The sequence below is a fragment of the Pseudonocardia sp. Cha107L01 genome (genome assembly GCF_052566575.1).
In genome coordinates this window covers 9,621,400-9,641,633 of sequence record NZ_CP199579.1, presented here as the reverse complement: position 1 = coordinate 9,641,633, position 20,234 = coordinate 9,621,400, and the positions used below count along the sequence as shown (strand labels likewise).

General features: G+C 72.4%; 18 protein-coding genes. 11 read left to right on the top strand and 7 right to left on the bottom strand.

The window, feature by feature from the left end:
* Positions 1 to 66: 66 nt before the first annotated feature.
* Both ACTXG6_RS45460 and ACTXG6_RS45455 read left to right on the top strand, forming a co-directional pair.
* A complete protein-coding gene (locus ACTXG6_RS45460; protein WP_445185493.1) occupies positions 67 to 2,001 on the top strand; it encodes a primary-amine oxidase in 1,935 nt (644 codons plus the stop codon).
* Positions 1,991 to 3,529, top strand: coding sequence for an APC family permease (locus tag ACTXG6_RS45455; protein WP_445185492.1), 1,539 nt, complete (start codon positions 1,991 to 1,993; stop codon positions 3,527 to 3,529). Before ACTXG6_RS45460 ends, ACTXG6_RS45455 begins: the two co-directional genes overlap by 11 nt.
* 40 nt (positions 3,530 to 3,569) lie before the next feature.
* Here ACTXG6_RS45455 and ACTXG6_RS45450 read toward each other — a convergent pair whose 3' ends face one another.
* The 3 genes from ACTXG6_RS45450 to ACTXG6_RS45440 form a co-directional block, all read right to left on the bottom strand.
* Positions 3,570 to 3,923, bottom strand: a complete 354-nt coding sequence (locus ACTXG6_RS45450; protein WP_445185491.1) for an MmcQ/YjbR family DNA-binding protein — start codon at positions 3,921 to 3,923, stop codon at positions 3,570 to 3,572.
* A gap of 103 nt (positions 3,924 to 4,026) precedes the next feature.
* Complete coding sequence (locus tag ACTXG6_RS45445) at positions 4,027 to 4,527, bottom strand: hypothetical protein (RefSeq protein WP_445185490.1); 501 nt, start codon at positions 4,525 to 4,527, stop codon at positions 4,027 to 4,029.
* Positions 4,528 to 4,531: 4 nt separating this feature from the next.
* Positions 4,532 to 4,861, bottom strand: coding sequence for a hypothetical protein (locus tag ACTXG6_RS45440; RefSeq protein WP_445185489.1), 330 nt, complete (start codon positions 4,859 to 4,861; stop codon positions 4,532 to 4,534).
* A 168-nt stretch (positions 4,862 to 5,029) separates the two neighbouring features.
* Between ACTXG6_RS45440 and ACTXG6_RS45435 the strand changes: the two genes are divergently transcribed.
* Complete coding sequence (locus tag ACTXG6_RS45435; protein WP_445185488.1) at positions 5,030 to 5,566, top strand: tautomerase family protein; 537 nt, start codon at positions 5,030 to 5,032, stop codon at positions 5,564 to 5,566.
* Positions 5,567 to 5,618: 52 nt separating this feature from the next.
* Here ACTXG6_RS45435 and ACTXG6_RS45430 read toward each other — a convergent pair whose 3' ends face one another.
* The 3 genes from ACTXG6_RS45430 to ACTXG6_RS45420 all read right to left on the bottom strand — a co-directional run bounded on the left by ACTXG6_RS45430 (position 5,619) and on the right by ACTXG6_RS45420 (position 9,905).
* Positions 5,619 to 8,705: an AfsR/SARP family transcriptional regulator gene (locus ACTXG6_RS45430; RefSeq protein ID WP_445185487.1), complete on the bottom strand. Its 3,087-nt coding sequence runs from the start codon at positions 8,703 to 8,705 to the stop codon at positions 5,619 to 5,621.
* A 184-nt stretch (positions 8,706 to 8,889) separates the two neighbouring features.
* Positions 8,890 to 9,426 carry a DUF309 domain-containing protein gene (locus tag ACTXG6_RS45425; protein ID WP_445185486.1) on the bottom strand — a complete coding sequence of 179 codons (537 nt, stop codon included), beginning with the start codon at positions 9,424 to 9,426 and terminating at the stop codon, positions 8,890 to 8,892.
* Positions 9,423 to 9,905, bottom strand: a complete 483-nt coding sequence (locus tag ACTXG6_RS45420; protein WP_445185485.1) for a MarR family winged helix-turn-helix transcriptional regulator — start codon at positions 9,903 to 9,905, stop codon at positions 9,423 to 9,425. Before ACTXG6_RS45420 ends, ACTXG6_RS45425 begins: the two co-directional genes overlap by 4 nt.
* Before the next feature lie 79 nt (positions 9,906 to 9,984).
* Here ACTXG6_RS45420 and ACTXG6_RS45415 point away from each other — a divergent pair, with 79 nt between their 5' ends.
* The 5 genes from ACTXG6_RS45415 to ACTXG6_RS45395 all read left to right on the top strand — a co-directional run bounded on the left by ACTXG6_RS45415 (position 9,985) and on the right by ACTXG6_RS45395 (position 14,407).
* Positions 9,985 to 10,494: a DUF5313 family protein gene (locus tag ACTXG6_RS45415; RefSeq protein WP_445185484.1), complete on the top strand. Its 510-nt coding sequence runs from the start codon at positions 9,985 to 9,987 to the stop codon at positions 10,492 to 10,494.
* Positions 10,495 to 10,562: 68 nt separating this feature from the next.
* Positions 10,563 to 11,456, top strand: coding sequence for a zinc-binding dehydrogenase (locus ACTXG6_RS45410; protein WP_445185483.1), 894 nt, complete (start codon positions 10,563 to 10,565; stop codon positions 11,454 to 11,456).
* Between the two features lie 21 nt (positions 11,457 to 11,477).
* Positions 11,478 to 12,311, top strand: coding sequence for a crotonase/enoyl-CoA hydratase family protein (locus tag ACTXG6_RS45405; protein WP_445185482.1), 834 nt, complete (start codon positions 11,478 to 11,480; stop codon positions 12,309 to 12,311).
* A 204-nt stretch (positions 12,312 to 12,515) separates the two neighbouring features.
* The gene (locus ACTXG6_RS45400; protein WP_445185481.1) at positions 12,516 to 13,619 is read left to right on the top strand and encodes an NAD(P)-dependent alcohol dehydrogenase; all 1,104 of its coding nucleotides are present in this window, start codon (positions 12,516 to 12,518) and stop codon (positions 13,617 to 13,619) included.
* 2 nt (positions 13,620 to 13,621) lie between these two features.
* Positions 13,622 to 14,407 (top strand): enoyl-CoA hydratase/isomerase family protein, encoded by a 786-nt coding sequence (locus tag ACTXG6_RS45395; protein WP_445185480.1) that lies wholly within the window; start codon positions 13,622 to 13,624, stop codon positions 14,405 to 14,407.
* A 40-nt stretch (positions 14,408 to 14,447) separates the two neighbouring features.
* Here the strand turns inward: ACTXG6_RS45395 and ACTXG6_RS45390 are convergent, their stop codons facing one another.
* The gene (locus tag ACTXG6_RS45390) at positions 14,448 to 15,386 is read right to left on the bottom strand and encodes a hypothetical protein (protein ID WP_445185479.1); all 939 of its coding nucleotides are present in this window, start codon (positions 15,384 to 15,386) and stop codon (positions 14,448 to 14,450) included.
* 321 nt (positions 15,387 to 15,707) lie between these two features.
* Here ACTXG6_RS45390 and ACTXG6_RS45385 point away from each other — a divergent pair, with 321 nt between their 5' ends.
* The 3 genes from ACTXG6_RS45385 (at position 15,708) to ACTXG6_RS45375 (ending at position 20,225) form a co-directional block, all read left to right on the top strand.
* Positions 15,708 to 17,588 carry an AAA family ATPase gene (locus tag ACTXG6_RS45385; RefSeq protein WP_445185478.1) on the top strand — a complete coding sequence of 627 codons (1,881 nt, stop codon included), beginning with the start codon at positions 15,708 to 15,710 and terminating at the stop codon, positions 17,586 to 17,588.
* A 602-nt stretch (positions 17,589 to 18,190) separates the two neighbouring features.
* On the top strand, positions 18,191 to 19,375 hold the full coding sequence (locus ACTXG6_RS45380) for a carboxylate--amine ligase (protein WP_445185477.1): 1,185 nt from the start codon (positions 18,191 to 18,193) through the stop codon (positions 19,373 to 19,375).
* A 16-nt stretch (positions 19,376 to 19,391) separates the two neighbouring features.
* Positions 19,392 to 20,225, top strand: coding sequence for a metallophosphoesterase family protein (locus ACTXG6_RS45375; RefSeq protein ID WP_445185476.1), 834 nt, complete (start codon positions 19,392 to 19,394; stop codon positions 20,223 to 20,225).
* Positions 20,226 to 20,234: the final 9 nt, after the last annotated feature.

Below are 20,234 nucleotides of genomic sequence, written 5' to 3'. Positions count from 1 at the left end.
TTGCCGGTCTGACCTCGGCAGCGGACGGTCGGCCGACCACTTCGTCCGGTCGACGACAGGAGCGAGATGACGATCACCGAACCGACCACCGCCACCGGCCACCCACTCGACATGACCACCGAGGCCGAGGTCGGTGCGGTCCGGGACATCCTGGACGGTTCCGGTCTGCTCGGCGAGTCCATCCGCTGGGCGTTCTTCGCCCCGGAGGAGCCGGCCAAGGCCGAGGTGCTGGACCACCGGCCGGGCACCGCGCCGGACCGCCGGTTCCGGGTGGTGCTGCTGGACCTGGCCACCGGCACGTCGCGGGACGTGGTCGTGTCGGTCAGCCACGAGCGGGTGGACAGCGTGCACGAGCTCGACCCGGCGACCACCGGCCAGCCGCCGATCATCGACTCCGAGTTCGTGCTGATCGAGGAGATCGTGAACGCCAACGCGGAGTGCACCGAGGCGCTGCGCCGCCGCGGCCTGGACCCGGCGATGGTGCGTTCGGTGCCGCTGTCGGCCGGCGTGTACGACTACCCGGAGGAGGTGGGCCGCCGCATCGTCCGCTCGTTCGGCTTCCGGCAGGACCACCCGAAGGACCACGCCTGGGCGCACCCGGTGGACGGCCTGGTCGCCTACGTGGACCTGACCCGGCGGGTGGTCACCAAGGTGATCGACCAGCGCCTGCTGCCGGTGCCGGCGGAGTCGGGCAACTACGACGACCCCGAGGTGACCGGGCCGGCGCGCACCACGCTCAAGCCGATCGAGATCACCCAGCCCGAGGGCCCCAGCTTCACCGTCGAGGGCAACCACGTGCAGTGGGAGAAGTGGGACCTGCGGATCGGGTTCAACGAGCGCGAGGGCCTGACCCTGCACCAGATCAGCTTCGACGGCCGCCCGATCGTCTACCGGGCGTCGATCGCCGAGATGGTGGTGCCGTACGCAGACCCGTCGCCGGTGCGGTTCTGGCAGAACTACTTCGACTGCGGCGAGTACATGTTCGCCCGCTATGCCGACTCCCTGGAGCTGGGCTGCGACTGCGTCGGGGAGATCCACTACACGGACGCGGTGATCGCCGACGACCTGGGCGCGCCGAAGACCATCCGCAACGCCATCTGCATGCACGAAGAGGACTACGGCGTGCTGTGGAAGCACAGCGACCTGTTCACCGAGGCCCGCGAGACCCGCCGGCAGCGCCGGATGGTGTTCTCCTTCTTCACCCCGATCGGCAACTACGACTACGGCTTCTACTGGTACCTCTACCTGGACGGCACCATCCAGTGCGAGGTCAAGGCCACCGGCATCCTGTTCACCGCCGCCTACCCGGAGGAGGGCAACGAGTACGCCACCGAGGTCGCTCCCGGGTTGGGCGCGCCGTACCACCAGCACCTGTTCTCCGCCCGGCTGGACATGACCGTGGACGGCACCCGCAACGCCGTCGACGAGATCGAGGCGCAGCGGGTCCCGATGAGCGAGGAGAACCCGCACGGCAACGCGTTCCGCCGCGCCCGGACCAGGCTGACCAGCGAGTCGAACGCGCAGCGACTGGCCGACAACAGCGTGGGCCGCACCTGGCACATCGTGAACCCGGACAAGCTCAACCGGTTCGGCAACCCGGTCGGCTACGCGCTGCGCCCGGAGGGCCAGCCGGCGCTGCTGGCCGACGAGTCCTCCTCGATCCGGGCCAGGGCCACCTTCGCCACCCGGCACCTGTGGGTGACCCGCTACGACCCCGCGCAGCGCTACCCGGCCGGCGACTTCGTCAACCAGAACCCGGGCGGCGACGGGCTGCCGCGCTGGACGGCGGCCGACCGCAACGTGGACGGCGAGGACATCGTGGTCTGGCACACCTTCGGCCCGACCCACTTCCCGCGCCCGGAGGACTGGCCGGTCATGCCGGTGGACTACGCCGGGTTCACCCTCAAGCCGGTCGGCTTCTTCGACCGCAACCCCACGCTCGACGTGCCGGCCACCGGCGGCGCGCACTGCTCGAGCAGGGACAACGGCCATGTCGACTGAGCTGGAGCCGCCGGTCCAGACCGCCGCGGCCGCGCCCGAGGGATTCCACAGGTCGCTCGGCCTGTCGGACGTCATCGCGCAGAGCCTGTCCGTGGTCGCCCCGGCGATGTCCGGAGCGTTCCTCACCTACCTCGCGGCGACCAAGGCGGGCGGGGCGACGCCGCTGGCATTCGTCTTCGGCCTGGTCGGGATGCTCTGCCTGGGGCTGGTCGTGGCCAGGTTCGCCCGCACCCTGTCCTCGGCGGGCTCGCTCTACACCTACATCACCCACGGGGCGAACCGGACGACCGGCTTCCTCGCCGGCTGGTGCTACGCGCTGGCGTTCCTGGTACTGGGCAGCGCGGTGCTGTGCGGGTTCGGGTTCTTCACCGCGAGCCTGATCGGGCTGCTCACCGGGGCCGATCCGGCGTGGTACTGGTTCTCGCTCGCGGCGCTGGTGGTCATTGCGTTGATGAGCCTGTTCGACATCCAGACCTCCACCCGGACCCAGCTGGTGATCATGGTTCTGACGGTCGCGGCGATGCTCGTCGCGGCAGTCACGGTGATCGCCATCGGGGCCCCCTCGGTGAGCGTCATCGACCACACGACGCCGTTGGCCGACGCCGGGCGGAGTTGGGACCCAGGCGCGTTCTGGCCGGCCGCTGCCGGTGTGCCGTGGACCGGGATCCTGTTCGGCCTGGCGTTCGCGATGCTGTCGTTCACCGGCATCGAGGCCGGCGCGGTGCTGTCCGAGGAAACTCGCGACCCCCGGCGCGCGGTACCGAGGGCGATCGTCGGGTCCGTGGTGGTCGCCGGGGTCTTCTACCTCGTCGTGACCTATGCCACGTCGATCGGTTTCGGAGTCAAGCAGGCCGCGACGGACTGGCCCGCTTCGGTTGCCGGGCTGGCCGCCGTCGCCCCGAACCGGACGTTCGCCGCCGCCGTGCTCGCCAGTGCGGCGCTGGCCAGCCTGTTCTGCGCGCTCGGGGTCCACATCGCGGTGTCGCGGGTGCTCTTCGCAATGGCCCGCGAACGGGTATTGCCGGCCTGGTTGGGCGTGCTGCACCCGAGGTGGGGCACCCCGTGGCGGACCATCGGCCTCGACCTCGTCGGGTGGGCGGTGCTCGCCGTCGCCGCGCTGGTGTTCACCGGCCGGGCGACCCAGGTTGCGCTGGCCGGTGGAGCCGACAGCGGCGTCACCGGCGGGGTGTTCGCCTTCACCTTTCTCGCCGGGCTCGGCACACCGCTGGTGATGTTCGTGTACCTGCTGCTCGGCGTGGCGGGCGTGCTCGAGGGGCGCCGCGACGGTGAACCCGGCTTCCAGCTCATCGGCGCACTGGCCGCCGTGGTGGGTGCGCTCGCCGTGTTCGGCAGCCTGTACTACTCGTTCGTGCCGGCCGCCCCCGGCGCGGAGATCCCGCTGGTGGTCGCCATGGTGCCGTGGGTCTGCCTGGGCATCGTGGTGTCCGGGCTGCTGGTGGCGACCTGGATCCGGCGCACCCGCCAGGCGGTCTGGGCCGACATGGGCACCGTGTTCGACGAGGTCTAATCCCGTGAGTGGCGAGCGGTCCCCTGGGACCACTCGCCACTCACGAGCCTTGAGTCGCGGCGTCGTGGGCCTTGCGGAGCTTGGCGGGTGCCTTGAGCCGCCAGGCCTCCTCGAGCAGTTCGCGCAGCTGCTCGGGGTCGACCCGGGTCAGGTCGATGAGGATCGAGCCGTAGCCGTCGTAGTGCGGCGTCGTGTAGAACGCGGGCTCGCCGGAGGCCAGCAGTGCCTCCTTCTCCGCCATCGAACACAGCACCATCAGGCCGCCCTCGGCCTCGGTGCGCAGCCGGGCGAAGCTCTTGCCGGCCACCTTCAGCGACGGCGTCCGGTACGAGGTCGACTCCTCGACGGCCGGCAGCTCACCGGCCATCGCCACCACTTCCGCCCAGTCCGCCATCCCGTTCGCTCCCCGCTGTCCCGGCTTCCGACGCTGTCCCGGCTTCCGACGACAGCCATCCTCGGGCAGGCCGGGGGCGGCTGTCTTGGAGGAACGGGAACGCTCACCCGGTCGGCTTGGGGCAGTGCTGGGAGCCGTACTGGATGTAGCGGTGCAGCGGGGCCGACAGGCTCTGCGTGATGGACGCCGGGTCCCCACCGGACGCGATCTTCTGCATACCGTCCGCGATCTGCTGTACATCCGGCTCGATCTCGGCCGGAGCGAGGGGGACCAACTTGGCCCAGTCGGCCGCGCGCGCGGCGAACGTCGACGACGGGTCCTTCGCGGTGTTCGGGTTCGCCGACTCCCGCTGCAGGGTCGCCTGCGCCAACTTCACCACGACGGCGCAGAACTGGACCGGGTCCAGGCCGCTGGCCAGCGGTGGCGCCGCGTTGAGGGCCGGCGCGGGGCCCGCCGGTGCCGCGCCGGCAGCCCCGGTGCCGGAGCCGGCCGAGCCGCAGCCGGCCAGCGTGACGGACAGGGCGGCGACCGCGGCGGCCAGCGCGGCCCGCCGGCGGAGTCTGGTCTGCTGAGGCATGTCGGTGCCGTTCTGTTCGGGGTTCACCGGCTCAGTTCCCGGCCTGCTTCTGGCGCTCTTCTTCGGTCAGACAGATCAGGTTGGCGGTCGGCTGGCGGCGCCCGTCCTCCGACGGCAGTGCGACGTCGAGCGGGCTCGTCCTGTTGCAGTACTCGGCCTGGTCGGTCGCCGACAGCGCGGTGGCCGGCGGCAGCCCGTCCGGCGGCGCGGCCGCGCTGTTCGCCGCCTTGTTCGCGGCCGTGGAACTCGTCGAGGTGGAGTTCGACCCGCTCGCCCACGGCGACGCGCACGCTCCCACGGACAGCGCCAGCACCACGGCGAGCGGCGCGGTGCGCAGCACACGTCGGGTGTTCGGGTGCACGGTTCATCCCCTCCAGGGCGCGGTACAGGTGTCGCCGGGCGCAGCGGCGACCGGTGACACCTTGACCGGGCCACCTTGCGATCACCTTGCAGCCGGTGGGGCGGGAGGTGAAAGCGGACCGGAAGGCCCGCGCGGGAACCTCGTGCCCATGAGCCGAGGAGCACAACCATGCCGATGATCGACATCACCCTGCCGGCTGGGCTGTTGACCGCCTCGGCCAAGGACGAGCTGGCCAGCCGCCTCACCGCTGCTCTGCTGGGCGCGGAGGGCTCCCCGGACACCCCGTACGTGCGGGCCATCGCCTGGTGCTTCTTCGACGAGCGCCCGCTCGGCGCGATCCAGGTCGGTGGCCGGCCGGCCCGGGTGCCGGTCTACCGCGTGGTGCTCACCATCCCGGAGGGGTCCCCGGCGCTGTCCGGCCCGTTCCGACTGGTCAACCGGGAGCGGCTGGTGCGCGCGGCGACCGAGCAGGTGCTGATCGTGGAGGGCACCCCGTACACCGATGCGGACGCCGCCAGGGTGTGGGTGCTGATCCGCGAGATCAAGGAGGGCTACTGGGGCACGGTCGGCGGCATCGGGCGGATGGAGGACATCGCCAGCGTCAGCGGTATACCGCCGAACGGCACGCTCACCGAGCACGGCAGCCGGGTCCGTGCGGCGCTGGACGCATCGGCGCTGGCCCCGGTGGACGCGGACGCGGTGTAGGCGGACGGGGTGTAGGCGGACGGGGTGTAGGCGGACGCGGTGTAGCCGCCCGTCAGGCCGGCGCCACCTTCGCGCTGGCCAGCTGGACGGCCGGCTCCGGCGCGCGGGTGGCGTCGCTGAACAGGCGCAGCATCGCCGGCCAGCTCAGCGCCCGCCCCTCCCGCTCGGCGGTGGCCCGCGCGTCCGGGGTCAGCGCCAGGTCCAGCCGCTGCTCGAAGCCGCCGCCGGCCAGGTGTACGTAGCGCCGGTGCTCGGTGCCGACCCGTTCGGCGTGCTGCAGCACCGCCGCGCGCAGCCGCACCCCGTCCGACGCCCGCGCCACGTACGGGAGCGTGTGCGCTCCGGCGTAGAGCACACCGAGGACGTCCGATGTGTTGGACAGGTCGAGGAACACGGCCAGCGCACCGCGCAGTGAGCGCAGTGCCTGCTGCGCCGTCGGCTCGGCGAGGTCGCGGTCGTTGAGCAGGTTCCAGGCCAGCATCAGGTCGGTGGTGCCCTGGCCCCACCGGTAGCCGCACTGGTGGCTCAGGTCCCGGGCGGCCAACAGCGTCGCCTCGCCCTCGGTCCGATGGCCCTGCATGAGCTGTGCGGCGCCGAGCGCGAGCTGCGTGTTGCAGCGGATCCACCTCGGCGCGCGTTGCCGCTCCGCCTCGGCGACGACCCGGTCGGCGGTGGTTCTGGCCAGCTCCGGGTCGGCCAGCTGCACCGCGCCGGCCGAGCGGAACATCCATGCCTTGAGCAGCAGCGGGTGTCGGTTGGCCAGGTCGCCGAGCAGTGCCATCGAGTCGTCGGCCAGCCGGACGGTCTCCGCGGGATCGCCGGCGTGGAACGCCACCAGCGCGAGCGCCAGCAGCCCCCGCACCTGGTCCTCCGGGGCGGCGCCCGGGCTGGCCCGCAGCGCGGCGCGGATCAGTTGGCGGCCCTCGGTGACCACACCGGCCACCGACCACAGCCACTCCAGTGTCGCGGTGGTGCGCAGCGCCTCCACCGGGCGGTGTTCGAGGTCGTGCGCGATGCCGGCCCTGATGTTCGGCAGCTCCGAGGTGAGCGCCCGGAACGCCGCCCCGGCGCGGGACCCGCTGACCAGCGCGATGTGCTCGGCGGCGAAGGTGCGCACCCAGGCGGCGTGCGCGGCCCGGGTGGCCGCCGGTTCCGGGTCGGCGTCGCGGCAGTAGCTCCGCACCGTCTCCAGCAACCGGTACCGGGCCGGCGCCGTGGTCGTGTCGGCCATCACCACCGACCGGTCCACCAGCGAGGCGAGGGTGGCCAGCACCGGTCGACCCACCGCCCCCGGTGGCTGCACCGCTTCGGCAGCCTGCCAGGAGAAGCCGCCCTCGAACGGCCACAGCCGCAGCAGCATCGCCCGGTCCGCCGCCCCCAGCAGGTCCACACTCCACCCGATGGCGGCGTGCAGCGTGGCGTGCGGGGTCAGCGACCCTCGGGGCGGCGCGCCCAGCACCGCGAACCGGTCGCGCAGGTGGGCGGCCACGCCGGCCAGCCCGAAGGCGCGCTCCCGGGCCGCCGCGAGCTCGATGGCCAGGGGCAACCCGTCCAGCTCCGCACAGATCTGCCGCGCGCTGGCCAGCTCGTCGGGCGTCGGCCGCCACCCCGGCCGGGACGCCCGCACGCGGTCCAGCAGCAGGGTGACCGCCGTCCCGTCGGCGTCGTTGGCACCGGTCACGGGCAGCGGCGCGACCGCGATGACGTGCTCGCCGTCCAGGCCGAGCGGTTCACGACTGGTGGTCAGGATGCGTAACCGGGGGCAGTTGGACAGCAGCGCCATGGCCAGCTCCGCCACCGCGTCGATCAGGTGCTCGCAGTTGTCCAGCACCAGCAGACCGGGCGCGCCGGCCAGCGCCCGCTCGATGGCCCGCACCGGGTCACCGGACAGCTGCTCGATGCCGAGCGCACTGGCCACCGACACGATGACCGCTTCGGGGGCGGCGATATCGGCGAGGCGCACCAGCCAGGTGTCCACCCTGTCGGTCACTGCGGCCAGGTGCTCCAACGCCAGCCGGGTCTTCCCCACCCCGGCCGGTCCGAGCAGGCTCACCAGTCGCTCCTCGGCCAGCGGCCCGGCCAGCAGCGCCAGCTCGGCCCCGCGCCCGACGAACGAGGACAGCGGTCGGGCGATGGCGAGGTAGCCGCTGGCCCGGTCGACCAGCCTGGACGGGTCGAGGTCGGCGGAAGTCAGGTCGGCGGAAGTCAGGTCCGCGGATGCCAGGTCCGCGGATGCCAGGTCAGCGGATTTCAGGTCAGCGGATGTCAGGTCCGCGGATGCCAGGTCAGCGGATTTCTGGTCGGCGTCGGCCAGGGCGGCCGGGGTCGGGCCGGCTCGGACGGAGCCGGCCGGAGCCGCCACCCTGGCCGCCGACGGGGAGTCGATGATCAGTAGCCGGGGGTCGTGGTTGAGCAGTTGCTGCTCCAGCGCCCTCAGCCCGGGACCGGGGTCGACGCCGAGCTCGCCGGCCAGCAGCTCGCGGACCCGGCGCAGCTCGGCCAGCGCGTGGCCCTGCCGCCCGCTCCGGTAGAGCCCGAGCACCAGCAGCTCCCAGCGCCGTTCTCGGTAGGGCGATGCGGCCACCGCCTCACTCAGCGCGGCCACCGCCCCGGCGGCGTCGCCGGTGGCCAGCCGCGCGGCCTGCAGCTCCTCGAGCGCGACCTCGCGCAGCTCGTGCAGCCGCACCCGGGAGCCGGCGGTCTCCGGCGCCTCGGCCAGCTCGCTCCACGGCTCGCCCCGCCAGAGCGTGAGCGCCGAGCTGTAGACCCGCAGCGCGCGCGCCGCGTCCACGCTAGCCAACAGTTGGCCGCCGAGCTCGACCAGGGCGACGAACTGGCCGGCGTCGGTCTGTTCGGCGTCCACCTTGAACCGGTATCCGGCCGGACTGCGCTCCAGACTGGCCCGCCCGGTCGGCCCCAGCGCCGAGCGCAGGCGGGACACGGTGACCTGCAGTGCGCTGCTGAGCACCGCCGGGCGGTCCGCCTCCCAGACCAGCTCGGCCAGGGTGTCATCACTCATCGGCTTGGCCTCGGCGGCCAGCAGCGCGGCCAGCAGCCGGCGCGGCAACGGGCCGCCGAGATCGGCCTTGACGCCGTCCACCTCGACCTCGAGAGGTCCGAGCACGCGACAGAACAGCACGTCAGCACCCCCATGCCCGCCGATCAGCCCGGAGCGTGTCCGTCGCGTCATCCAGCCGATTGCGCGGCGCCGTCAGCGGAGACGCTCACTGATGGGACCTACGGTAAGCCGTAGAGGGCAAAGTCACGTTGGTAAATACCTGTAATGACCTCCGGAGGGGTCCCAGGTACGCCGTTCTGCCGCCCTAGTCGCCGAGCTGTCGACGCAACCGGGGCCGCAGATCGTCCCCGGTGAGCCCGGTCAACCCCGCCGAGCTGATCCGGCCGGCCAGCGCGGTGGCGTGCGCGACCAGCCCGGCCACGTCGATCCCGTGCGGCGGGTCAGCGGCGAACGGGCTGATCCGCTCGGCGCCGCGCTCCAGCAGCGAGACCGCCCCATTGGCGTTGCGCCGCTGCGCGTGGGTCAGCCCGACGGCCAGCTGCGCCAGGCCCTGCCAGAGCGTCCGCTGCACCCCCTCGGTCGCCTTCCAGGCGCCTTCCAGCACCTCGTGCGCCTGGAACGGCAGGCCGGCGTCGAGCAGCCGTTGCGCCTCGCGCAACGCCTCGGCGGGCGGCAGTACGACGTCCTCGGGTACCCGGTCCACCCCCGGGGCGCCCCGGGCGAGGGGCCGGCCGGACGCGTCCCGGGGGCGCGCGTTGCGGGCGCGGCCCTCGGGGTCACGGTCCCGCCGGTCCGGGTCCAGGGGCTGCCGCGCCCGGGCCTGGGCGTCGGGGTCGCTCATCGGGCGGGTTCTTCCGTTGGCGCCGAGGTGGCCGCCCCGATCACCCGGGTCAGCACCCCGTGCAGGTCCTGCAGCTCGCCCAGGCTCATCCGGAGCCGATCGATGATCGCCGGCGGGATCCGTTCGGCCCGCGCGCGCAGCGCCCGCCCGGCCGGGGTGAGTGTGACGGCCAGGGAGCGCTCGTCGGCCGGGTCGCGCCGGCGGGTCAGGTAGCCGGCCGTCTCCAGGCGCTTGAGCAGCGGGGTGAGCGTGCCCGGATCGAGCTGGAGCAGCCCGGCCAGTTCCCGCCCGGAGCGCGGGTCGTGCTCCCATAGCGCCAGCATCAGCAGGTACTGCGGGTGGGTGAGCCCCATCGGCTCGAGCAGCGGCCGGTACAGCGCGATGACCGTCCGGGAGGCGACCGCCAGCGCGAAACAGACCTGCCGGTCCAGCGCCAGGAGGTCGGTGTCTGCTAGCTCACCGTTGCTATCGGTTCCCACGTCGTGAGAGTACAGTACATTGGTGTACCAAGCATTGGTGCACATACGGTCGGGACCGGCTGGAGGAATGATGTCCGTGGTGACCGAATTCAACGGCCGGGCGACGCCGAGCGAGCCGGCGGCGGGTGCTGACGGCACTCAGGGCGAGGATGTCCCGGTGCGCCGCCCCGACCCGGTGCACTGGCTCTGGTACGCGGTGGGCGGGCGGCTGCCGGCGCGCTACCGGACCTGGGTGCTGCACGACCTGACCACCCGCACCTGGCCACTGCGGCACTTCGCCCGCGCCGTGGTGCAGGTCGCGCCGGTCATCGTGGTGCTGCTCCTGGTGGTACCGGGCACGCTGGCGATCCGGATCGCGGCGGTCACCGCCGGCCTGCTGCTCGGGTTGCTCTACTCGGGCGCATACATGTACGAGATCGTCGAGCACCGGGTCGGCCAGGCCGGCTATCCGGTGGGCATGGCGCAGGCGGTGCGCGACGAGGCCAACGCCGAGGTCCGCCAGGCCGATGCGGCGCGCTACGCCCAGAACTGGCGCCACCCCGCGGCCGCCGCCGAGCCCGAGCCCCAGTCGGGCAGCGACCCGGAATAGCCCGGGAGACGCCGGGGTTGCCGACTGAGTTCGCGTCATCCAAGACGTACCTCGGAGAGGCAGCTCACATGCGCGCACTCGTGGTCACCCCCGGCTCACCGTCCGGCCTGGTACTGGCGGAGGCGCCGGACCCGGCACCGGCCCCGAACGAAGCTCTGGTCGAGATCCGCCACTCCTCGCTGAACTTCGGCGACGTGAGCAGCGCGCCGAACGCGGAGCCGGGCTCGGTCCCTGGCTGGGACGCCGCCGGGGTGGTCGTCAAGGCGGCTGAGGACGGCTCCGGACCGGCGGCGGGGGAGCGGGTGCTGACCTTCGGCTACGCCGGCGCCTGGGCCGAACTGCGCGCGGTGCCGGCCGCCGAGCTGGCCGTGGTGCCGGCGTCGGTCGACCTCGCGGTCGCCGCCGCGCTGCCGGTCGCCGGGGTCACCGCACTCCGCGCCCTGCGGGCCGCCGGACCGCTGCTCGGCAAGCGGGTGCTGGTCACCGGCGCCTCCGGTGGGGTCGGGCGGTACGCCGTGCAGCTGGCCGCGCTCGGTGGCGCGCAGGTGGTCGCCGCCGCGCGCCGGGGCGAGGGGCTGGCCGAGCTGGGTGCCCACGAGGTGGTGGCCGGGGTGGACGGACTGGACCCGGTGGACGTCGTGGTGGAGAACGTCGGCGGTGCCACGCTGGTCGGCGCCTGGGCCGCACTCGCGGACGGCGGCTCGCTGCAGAGCATCGGCTGGACCTCGGGCGAGCCTGCGGTGTTCCCGGTGTACTCGACCGTCGGGCCGGCCAAGTCGCTGGTGGCCTTCCAGGCCAGCGGGGCGTTCGGCGGCGACCTGGCCTACCTGCTCGACCTGGTCGCCGACGGGCGGCTGACCGTGGACGTGGGCTGGCGCGGGTCCTGGCGCACGTTCGACGAGGCGGTCGCCGGTCTGCTCGGTCGCACGTTCGCCGGCAAGGCGGTACTGGATCACGACTGAGAGCCGTGTTATGCAGTCCGGGTGAACACTGACTTCAGCACGCTCGCCCTGACCGTCCAGGACGGTGTCGCCGAGCTGCGGCTCAACCGCCCGGGGCGGGCCAACTCGCTGAACCGGCCGATGTGGCAGGAGCTGCGCGACGCGGCCAGGGCGCTCGATGCCGAGCCGACCGTCCGGGTGGTGGTGCTCAGCGGCAACGGTGCGCACTTCTGCGCCGGCATCGACCTGGGCATGCTCGCCGAGTTCCGCGCCGGCTCGGAGGCCGGTGCCGGGGTGGACTACTGCGCCGGGCGGGCCAGTGAGCAGCTGCGCCGCACCATCCTGGACCTGCAGGACGTGCTCTCCTCGCTCGAGCGCTGCCGCAAGCCGGTACTGGCCGCGGTACACGGCGCGTGCGTCGGCGCCGGGCTGGACCTCGCGGTGGCCTGCGACCTGCGCTACGCCTCGGCGGACGCCCAGTTCGTGCTCAAGGAGGTCGACATGGGCCTTGCCGCCGACGTGGGCGTGCTGCAGCGGCTGCCCCGGATCGTCGGCGAGGGGGTGGCCCGCGAGCTGGCCTACACCTGCCGGGCGGTGTCCGGGACCGAGGCGGCCGGGCTGCACCTGGTCAACCGCTGCTTCGACACGCCGGCGGAGTTGGAGAAGGGCGTACTGGAGATCGCCCGCGAGCTGGCCGCGAAGTCGCCGTTGGCGATGCGCGGCACCAAGCACGCGATCACCTACGCCCGGGACCACTCCATCGCGGACGGCCTTGACCAGATCGCCACCTGGAACTCCGGCACCTTGCTCTCCACCGATCTGGACGAGGCCCTGGCCGCGTTCCGGGAGAAGCGCCCGGCCCGCTTCGACAACTGAGTCCGTTGGGCCGCACCCTCCCTGAGGCGTCCGGCCGCGCCGGCGACTCGATAGGGGCACGGATGCCTCCCGTCGGGGCGATGCGACCGGAGCACCCCCGGCGGAGGATAACCGCCTCACCGTCGGGAAGAGTCACCGTCGCGAAGAGTCACCGCCGCGAAGAGTCACCGCCGAGAAGCCGCACCGACAAGAAGAAGGAGTGTTGTGGAGATCACCGCCGCCGTCGCGCACAAGCCGTTGGCCGATTTCACGTTGGAGACGTTGACCTTGGATGGCCCGAAGGCGGGCGAGATCCTGGTGAAGATCAAGTCGGTGGGGTTGTGTCACACGGATCTGGCGGCGCGGGAGGGCATTGTGCCGATCCCGATGCCGGCGGTGTTGGGGCATGAGGGTGCGGGCACGGTGCTCGAGGTCGGTGCGGGTGTCACGAAGGTCAAGGCCGGGGACAAGGTGGCGTTGACGTTCAACAGTTGTGGGTCGTGTGAGAACTGTGTGTTGGGGTCGCCGGCGTACTGCTACCAGTTCCTGATGTTGAACTATGCGGGGGTGCGCCCGGACGGGAGTTCGCCGATCACCTCGGCGGAGGGTCCGGTGAACTCGGTGTTCTTCGGGCAGTCCTCGTTCGCCTCGCATGCGTTGGCGAACGAGCAGAACGTGGTGAAGTTGGCTGATGACGCGCCGTTGGAGCTGGTGGGGCCGTTGGGGTGTGGCATCCAGACCGGTGCGGGTGCGGTGATGAACTCGATGGCCGCGCACGAGGGGTCGTCGCTGTTGGTGCTGGGTGCCGGGTCGGTGGGGTTGGCCGGGGTGCTGGGTGGGGTGGTGCAGGGCTGTTCGACGATCATCGTGGTGGAGCCGCACGCCAGTCGCCGGGCGCTGGCCCTGGAGCTGGGTGCCACGCACGCGTTGGACCCGGCGGCGGGCGAGCTGGCCGAGCAGGTCCGGGCGATCGTGCCGATCGGCGCGCAGTACGTGTTCGACACGACCGGGATTCCGTCGGTGATCGAGGCCTCGCTCGGTGCGATGGCCCCGCACGCCGCGCTGGGCCTGGTCGGGGTGCCGACCGATCCGACGGCGGCGATCGGGTTGAGCCTGATGCAGGCGATGATCATCGGGATCAAGATCTACGGGATCATCGAGGGTGACGCGGTGCCGGACGAGTTCATCCCCCGGTTGGCGGCGTTGCACCGCGAGGGCCGGTTCCCGTTCGACAAGATGATCACGAAGTTCCCGTTCAACCAGATCAACGAGGCGATCGAGGCAGGGCACCGGGGCGAGGTCGTCAAGGCGGTCCTGGTCCACGACTGACAGTGCCCGAGCTCCAGACGCTCCGACTCGACGAGCCCCGGCCCGGGGTGGCGCGGCTGACGCTGCACCGCCCGGACCGGCTCAACGCGATGACCGCCGAGATGTTCACCGAGCTCACCGAGGTGGCCGAGCGGCTGCGGGTGGACGACTCGGTGCGCGCGGTGGTGCTCACCGGCGCCGGGGCGGGCTTCTGCGCCGGTTACGACCTGGCTGCCGCCGGCGACTTCCCGGCCGCGGCCACGGCCGATCTGCTGGCGCTGCAGGACACTGCCTGGCGGGCGCTGCACGCGGTGTACGCGCTGCCGAAGCCGGTGATCGCGGCGGTGCACGGGCCGGCCGCCGGCGGTGGGTTCAGCCTGTCGCTGGCGGCCGACATCCGGCTGGCCGGCGCGTCCGCCCGGTTCCAGGCGGTGTTCGTGCGCATCGGGTTGTCCGGCGGTGACCTGGGGACGTCCTGGCTGCTGCCCCGCATCGTGGGCACCGGGCTGGCCGCCGAGCTGCTCTACACCGGGCGCCCGGTGTACGCCGAGGAGGCCGTTCGGATCGGGCTGGCGAACCGGGCGGTCGGCGACGGCGAACTGGCAGCCGAGGCGGTCGAGCTGGCCGGTCAGATCGCCGCGCACGCCCCGCTCGCGGTCCAGCTGACCAAGCGATCGCTGCGGGCCAACGTGGACGCGCCGGCACTGCTCGGCGCACTCGAGCTGGAGAGCCGGGCGCAGGTGGCACTGATGCGCGAGCCGGCCACCACGGAGGCGGTCAGCCGACTCCGGAACCAGAAAGGCTCGTGAGTGGTACTGGTCGCCCTGGCGACCAATACCACTCACAGGTTCACGAACCGGGCGGTGCCCACTCGGACTCGGGCAGCGGGCGGGCGCCGAACGGGGCGGCCGGGTCGACCACGTGCCTGGCGATGCGCTGGTAGCCGTGCTTGTTCTGCAGCCCGCTCTTGCGGTACGCGGCGGTCAGGCCGACCTTGGCCCAGAAGGCCGCTCCGCTGGTCGCGGTGGACCGGGGTGCCCAGCCGTAGTGCCGCAGCAGCCCGTTGCCGTAGTTCAGCGCGTAGGTGCGCCGGATCTCCGGTGTCCAGTGCTCGGTGGTCAGCGACACCGACAGCTCGTCGAAGTTCTCGATCCGGTGCGGGCCGTTGAGCTGCCAGTGCAGCGCCTCGCCGGGCTCGAGGTCGTGCGCTACGCCGTAGTCGTCGTACCAGGGCTGGTAGGAGGCAACGCCGTAGGTGGCCGAGCGGACGGCGGCCTCCAGCTCGGTCCGCTTCAGGAACGGGTGGGTGCTGGGGTAGATGATGAAGCGCTTGCGCCCCCGGACCTGCCAGATCGCCTGCCCGGGTACGTCGACGTGGTAGTGCACCGTCGCCTTCGGGGAGGAGATCAGCACGCCGACCTTGCGCTTGACCACGTTCAGCCCGGGGACCTGTTGCTCGAACTCGGCGAAGATCCGGTCGGCCAGCTCGGCGAAACGGGAGTCCCACTCGCTGATGCCGACCAGGTTGAGCCACAGCATGCCGCCGCGCACCGCGTCGAGCACCTGCTCGCCGGAGGCGCTGCCCCGGGCCACCGAGGGCCAGGTGGACGGGTCGGCACCACCCTCGGCATGGATCGCGATGTTCTTCGGCGCGGCCGTCTCGATCATCTTGGCCAGGTAGCCGTCGGAGAACAGGTCGAGGCTGGCCAGACTGTGCTGGAGCTTGATGGTCTGGTGACCCCAGAGTTCGCGTTCGTGCTGCCCGAGCGGCGCGATGATGGATTGCACGGCTGAAGTCTCCCCTTGCGGTGGCCCGTCCGGGCCAGCTTTTTCCCCCGCCGGACAGTACCGACGGGCCGCTGAGAGACCTCGACGTGGGCCGCCCCGAGCCGCTGACCAGGGCCTCGGCCGGGCAGTGTGCCGCCCACCACGCGCGGTCGGCCGTTCGGCGCTGACCCTTCGAGGCATCTCGCGACGAAGCGACCACCAACACCTACTCGGACCTGGTTGACGGCAGGAATGTCCAGGGCGTGATTATCTAGCACTGAACGGTCGGAGAACAGAACACCGCGCCCGCGACGATGGCGTCCTGACAGCACGGAGGACCACGTGAGCCCCGCACCGCCGATCATCGGACTGCGCCGCGAACGCGAGGTGTTGACCGTCGCGCTGGATACCGGGCGGCACGTGGTGATCGAGGGGCCGCCGGGCACCGGCAAGTCCACCCTGCTGCGCTCCATCGCCGGCGAGACCGGCCAGCAGGTGGTCTTCGTCGAGGGCAACGCCGAGCTCACCCCGGCCCGGCTGATCGGCGCCTACGACCCGTCCCAGGTGCTCTCCGAGGGCTACCTGCCGGCCAGTTTCCTGGACGGGCCGCTGCTCACCGCGATGCGCGGCGGCGGCCTGCTGTATCTCGAGGAGCTCAACCGGGTTCCGGAGGAAACGCTGAACGTGCTGATCACCGTGCTCACCGAGGGCGAGATCGCGGTGCCGAGGCTGGGCACCGTGTACGCCGGCGACAAGTTCCGGCTGATCGCCGCCATGAACCCGTTCGACGCGATCGGCACCGCCCGGGTCAGCCAGGCCATCGCGGACCGGATGTGCCGGGTGGTGCTCGGTTACCAGGACGAGGCCGCCGAGCAGGCCATCACCACCGCGATGACCGGGACCAACGGCAAGGTCGTGCAGCTCTCGGTGGGGCTGACCAGGGCGACCCGGGAGCACCGCGACGTGCGGATGGGCTCCTCGGTGCGCGGTGCGATCGACCTGGTGCACCTGCTCACCGGGCTGACCGCGCTGCGCGCGGAGCCGAAGCTGGCGCGCGAGACGGCCCGGGACGCGGCCTACGCGGCGCTGTCCGGACGGATCCGGGTGGCCGACGGCGTCGACCGCACCGCCGAGTCGGTGATCGACGAGCTGCTCGAGGCGCTCTGGCCGGCCGACCAGCCGGACCCACCGGGTCCGGAGCCCGAATCCGAACCCCCCGGCGAGAGCGGCGAACAGCCCCCGGGCGGCCAGGGAAAAGGTAACCGCCTGCCCTCTGACAACCCAGAGGCAGGCTTCCAGCGCAGGTCACGCCCCCGCAGGGACCAGTCCGCCCGCACCCACGGCCGCGTCGAGCTGGCCAGTCGCCACGAGGCGTTCGAGCGCGTGTCGCCGAAGGCCGGTGAGCTCGACGAGGCCGCCTTCGACGCCGCGATGGCCGCCGACCCGGATGCCGCCGCGGCCCTGCTGGCGGACCTGGCCAGGGCCACCGACCGGGACCTGCGGGCGGCCGCCCGGCGGTTGGCCGGCCGGGTGTTCATCCAGCTCGGTCGCACCGGGCCGACGAAGTCGCGGGGAACCCGCCGGCTTGGCCCCGGCCGCTCCGGTGAGGGCGACCTGGACCTGGACCGCACCCTGGACCGCTGGTCGGGGCGGTGGCCGCCGACCAGCGAGGAGCTGGTCACCCGGTCCTGGACGGCGCATCGCAAGGCTGTCTGCCTGCTGGTGGACTCGAGCGGCTCGATGAGCGGGCTGGCGGTCGCGCTGGCCGCGGTGGCCGCCGCCGGCGTGGTGCTGGCCGGCAGTGGCGACGGGGCCCGACGGCTCGAGCCCAGCGTGCTGGCCTTCGGTGAGGACGTTTCGGTGCTCAGCCCGCAGGGGGTGCACCGGCCGGCCGAGGAACTGGTGTCCGACCTGGTCAGCCTGCGCGGTCACGGGCTGACCGACCTGGCCGCCGCGCTGCGCGAGGCCAGCGGGCAGTTGGCCCGGGCGGCCGCCGACGAGCGGATCGTGGTGCTGCTGAGCGACTGCCTGCACACCGCCGGCGCCGAACCGGCCACCGCGCTCGCCGGCATCGACCGGCTGCACGTGCTGTGTCCGCTGCCCACCGAGGAAGCCGCCCGCGCGGCGAGCGCGCTGGCCACCAGGGGCGGCGGCCAGTACCAGGCGGTGCGCAAGCTGACCGATATCGCGCCCGCGCTGAGCCGGGTCCTCGCGATGAGCTGAGCCGCGCGGAGCGACTCGGCCGAGGGCGGCCGAGGGGCCGAGTGCATCCGGCGCCGCCGACACGCCCGGCGGGCCGATCATCCTGAGACAACGCTGAGAATCACGGTCAGTTTGCGGTGAACGAACTGCGCACATGATCGTCTACCGGGTGGGTGTCGCCGGGGATGACAGACGGTGACAGCGGGCGCGCACGGCGACCCGACGGTGACCCCTCGAACGGCGGACCGCCTCCTGACCGGGCAGGAAGCCGTGAGCGGCGGCCCGCTCCTGGCGGGTAGGGCGGTGCGGCCGTAAGGGTGATCGTGGGGCCCTACCGGTCGGCGCCAGTTCCGGCTCGGCAACATGTGCCGAGGTCACCGCACGAATTGGCGAGGCGATCCGGTGAGCCGACCCCAGTGCGCCGGACGCCACCCCGCGACCCGCCATTCGGCGGTAACGCTGGCCCGATCGGAGTACGAACAGGCGATCTTGACGGCGGCGGATGGCGCCCCCCGGCCCCCTCCGAGTGGCGGCGCTCAGTAACGTCCCTCTCTCCAAATACGGATGAATGAGCAGCGAGTCGGTTGGTCACGAGCGAGCCGATCCGACGGATGGGGGAGTACGTGGCTCTTGATCGCACAGCGCTACCGATAGCTCTGGTCATCGGTGGCGGGGCAATCGAGGTGGTCCGCTCCCTGCAGATCGCGGGCCTGCCGTGCGCGGTGGTCTCGACCCCCGGCGACGCCACGAAGTACTCAACCCGTTGCACGCCGGTGTTCCACTGGGACTGGACCCAGCCGCTCGAGGCGCACGACGAGGCGCTGGCGGACCGGTTGGTGGCCTGGGCGCGGGCCCAGCCGGAGCCGCCGGTGCTGTTCTACAGCTCCGATCAGGCGTTGCTGTTCGTGTCCCGCCACCGGGACCGGCTCCAGCGGGGGTTCCGGATCTCCATCCCGGACGCCGAGCTCGTCGAGGCGATGGCGGACAAGGGCCTGTTCTCCAACCTGGCCGAGCGGCTTTCGCTGCCGGTGCCGGCGACCACGGTGATCCCGCCCGGGCTGGGTGACGAGCCGCCGGACCTGACCGAGCTGGGCTATCCGCTGATCATCAAGCCGGAGCGCCGGGACCGGGGCTGGCGCCATATCTGTGACCAGGGTGGGGTGAAGGTCAAGGCACTGGTCATCGAGGACGAGCAGCGGCTGCGCGAGGTCTGGCCGATGCTGGCCGAGATGGGTCGCACGTTGGTCGCCCAGCAGTTCGTGACCGGCGCGGAGAGCGCGATCGAGAGCTATCACGTCTACTCCGACAGCCACGGCGAGATCGTCGCGGAGTTCACCGGCAAGAAGATCCGCACCTACCCGCTGGAGTGCGGCTTCACCACGTCGCTGTCCATCACCGATGTGGCCGACGTGCTGCACGCCGGCCGCAAGCTGGTGGAGTTGCTGGATCTGCGCGGCATGGCGAAGTTCGACTACAAGCGGGCTGCGGACGGGCAGCTGTACCTGTTCGAGATCAACGCCCGCACCAGTCTGTGGAACCACCCGGGGGCACGGGCCGGGGTCAACATCCCGGCGGCGGTGTACGCCGATCTGACCGGACGGCCGCGCCCGGCGCTGGCCGCGCACCCGCGCCCGGTGAAGTGGGTGCACCCGAAGGACGTGCTGGCGGCGAGGGCCGGCGGGATGTCGGTGGGCCGGTGGCTGCGGTTCGCGGCACGGTGCGAGGCGAAGGCGTTCTGGTCCTGGCGCGACCCGATGCCCTTCGTCGGGATGGCCGCCTCCCGCGCCCGCGTCGGCGAATTCAGCTGAGCCCTTCCCCGCCGACGTGCGTTACGGCCTGCTGACCGACATCCACGCCAACCTCCCCGCGCTGAGGGCCGCCGTCCGGTGCCTCGCCGCGCGGGGGGTGGATCGCTGGCTGTGCGCCGGGGACGTTGTGGGCTACGGTCCGCAGCCGAACGAGTGCGTCGCCGAGCTCGCGGCCCTGGACCCGGTGTGCGTCGCCGGCAACCACGAGCTGGTGGCGCTCGGCGAGCTGTCCAGTGATCGGTGCAGCCGCCGCGCACGGGAGTCGCTGGACTGGACCCGAGGGGCGCTGGACGCGGGCTCCCGGCGCTACCTGGCCGCGCTGCCCCGCACCGCGCGCGTGCCCGGGCTGGTGCTGGCACACGGTTCGCTGGCCGACCCGGAGGAGTACATCCGCCGGCCCCCGCAGGCGAGTGCCCAGTTGGACCGCCTCGCCGTCGAGCACCCCGACGCGGGTGTCCTGGTGCTCGGGCACACCCACCGCGCGTGGCTGTACCGCCACGGTTCGGGCGACCAACCGGCTCTCGGCCCGGACGGGTCGGCGCGCCTGCTCGCCGGCCACCGCTACCTGGTCAACCCCGGTTCCGTCGGGCAGTCCCGGCAGCGGGAACCCCGGCCACTGGCCCGGTTCGCGCTGCTGGAGCTGTCCGACACCGGTGTCGGTGGTCGCGTCGACCCGGTCGGTGTCCAGTTCTTCGCGGTGGACTACGACTACCGCGCGGTCCGCGGCGCGCTGCGTGGCCAGCGGCTCCCGACGGACAGCATGCACGTGCGCCCCGGCAGGTTGGCCTCGGTCCAACGCCGGTTGCGCCGGCTGCCGAGCTACCTGGCCGCCCGGCGTCCCGGAGGCTGACCTCCGCCG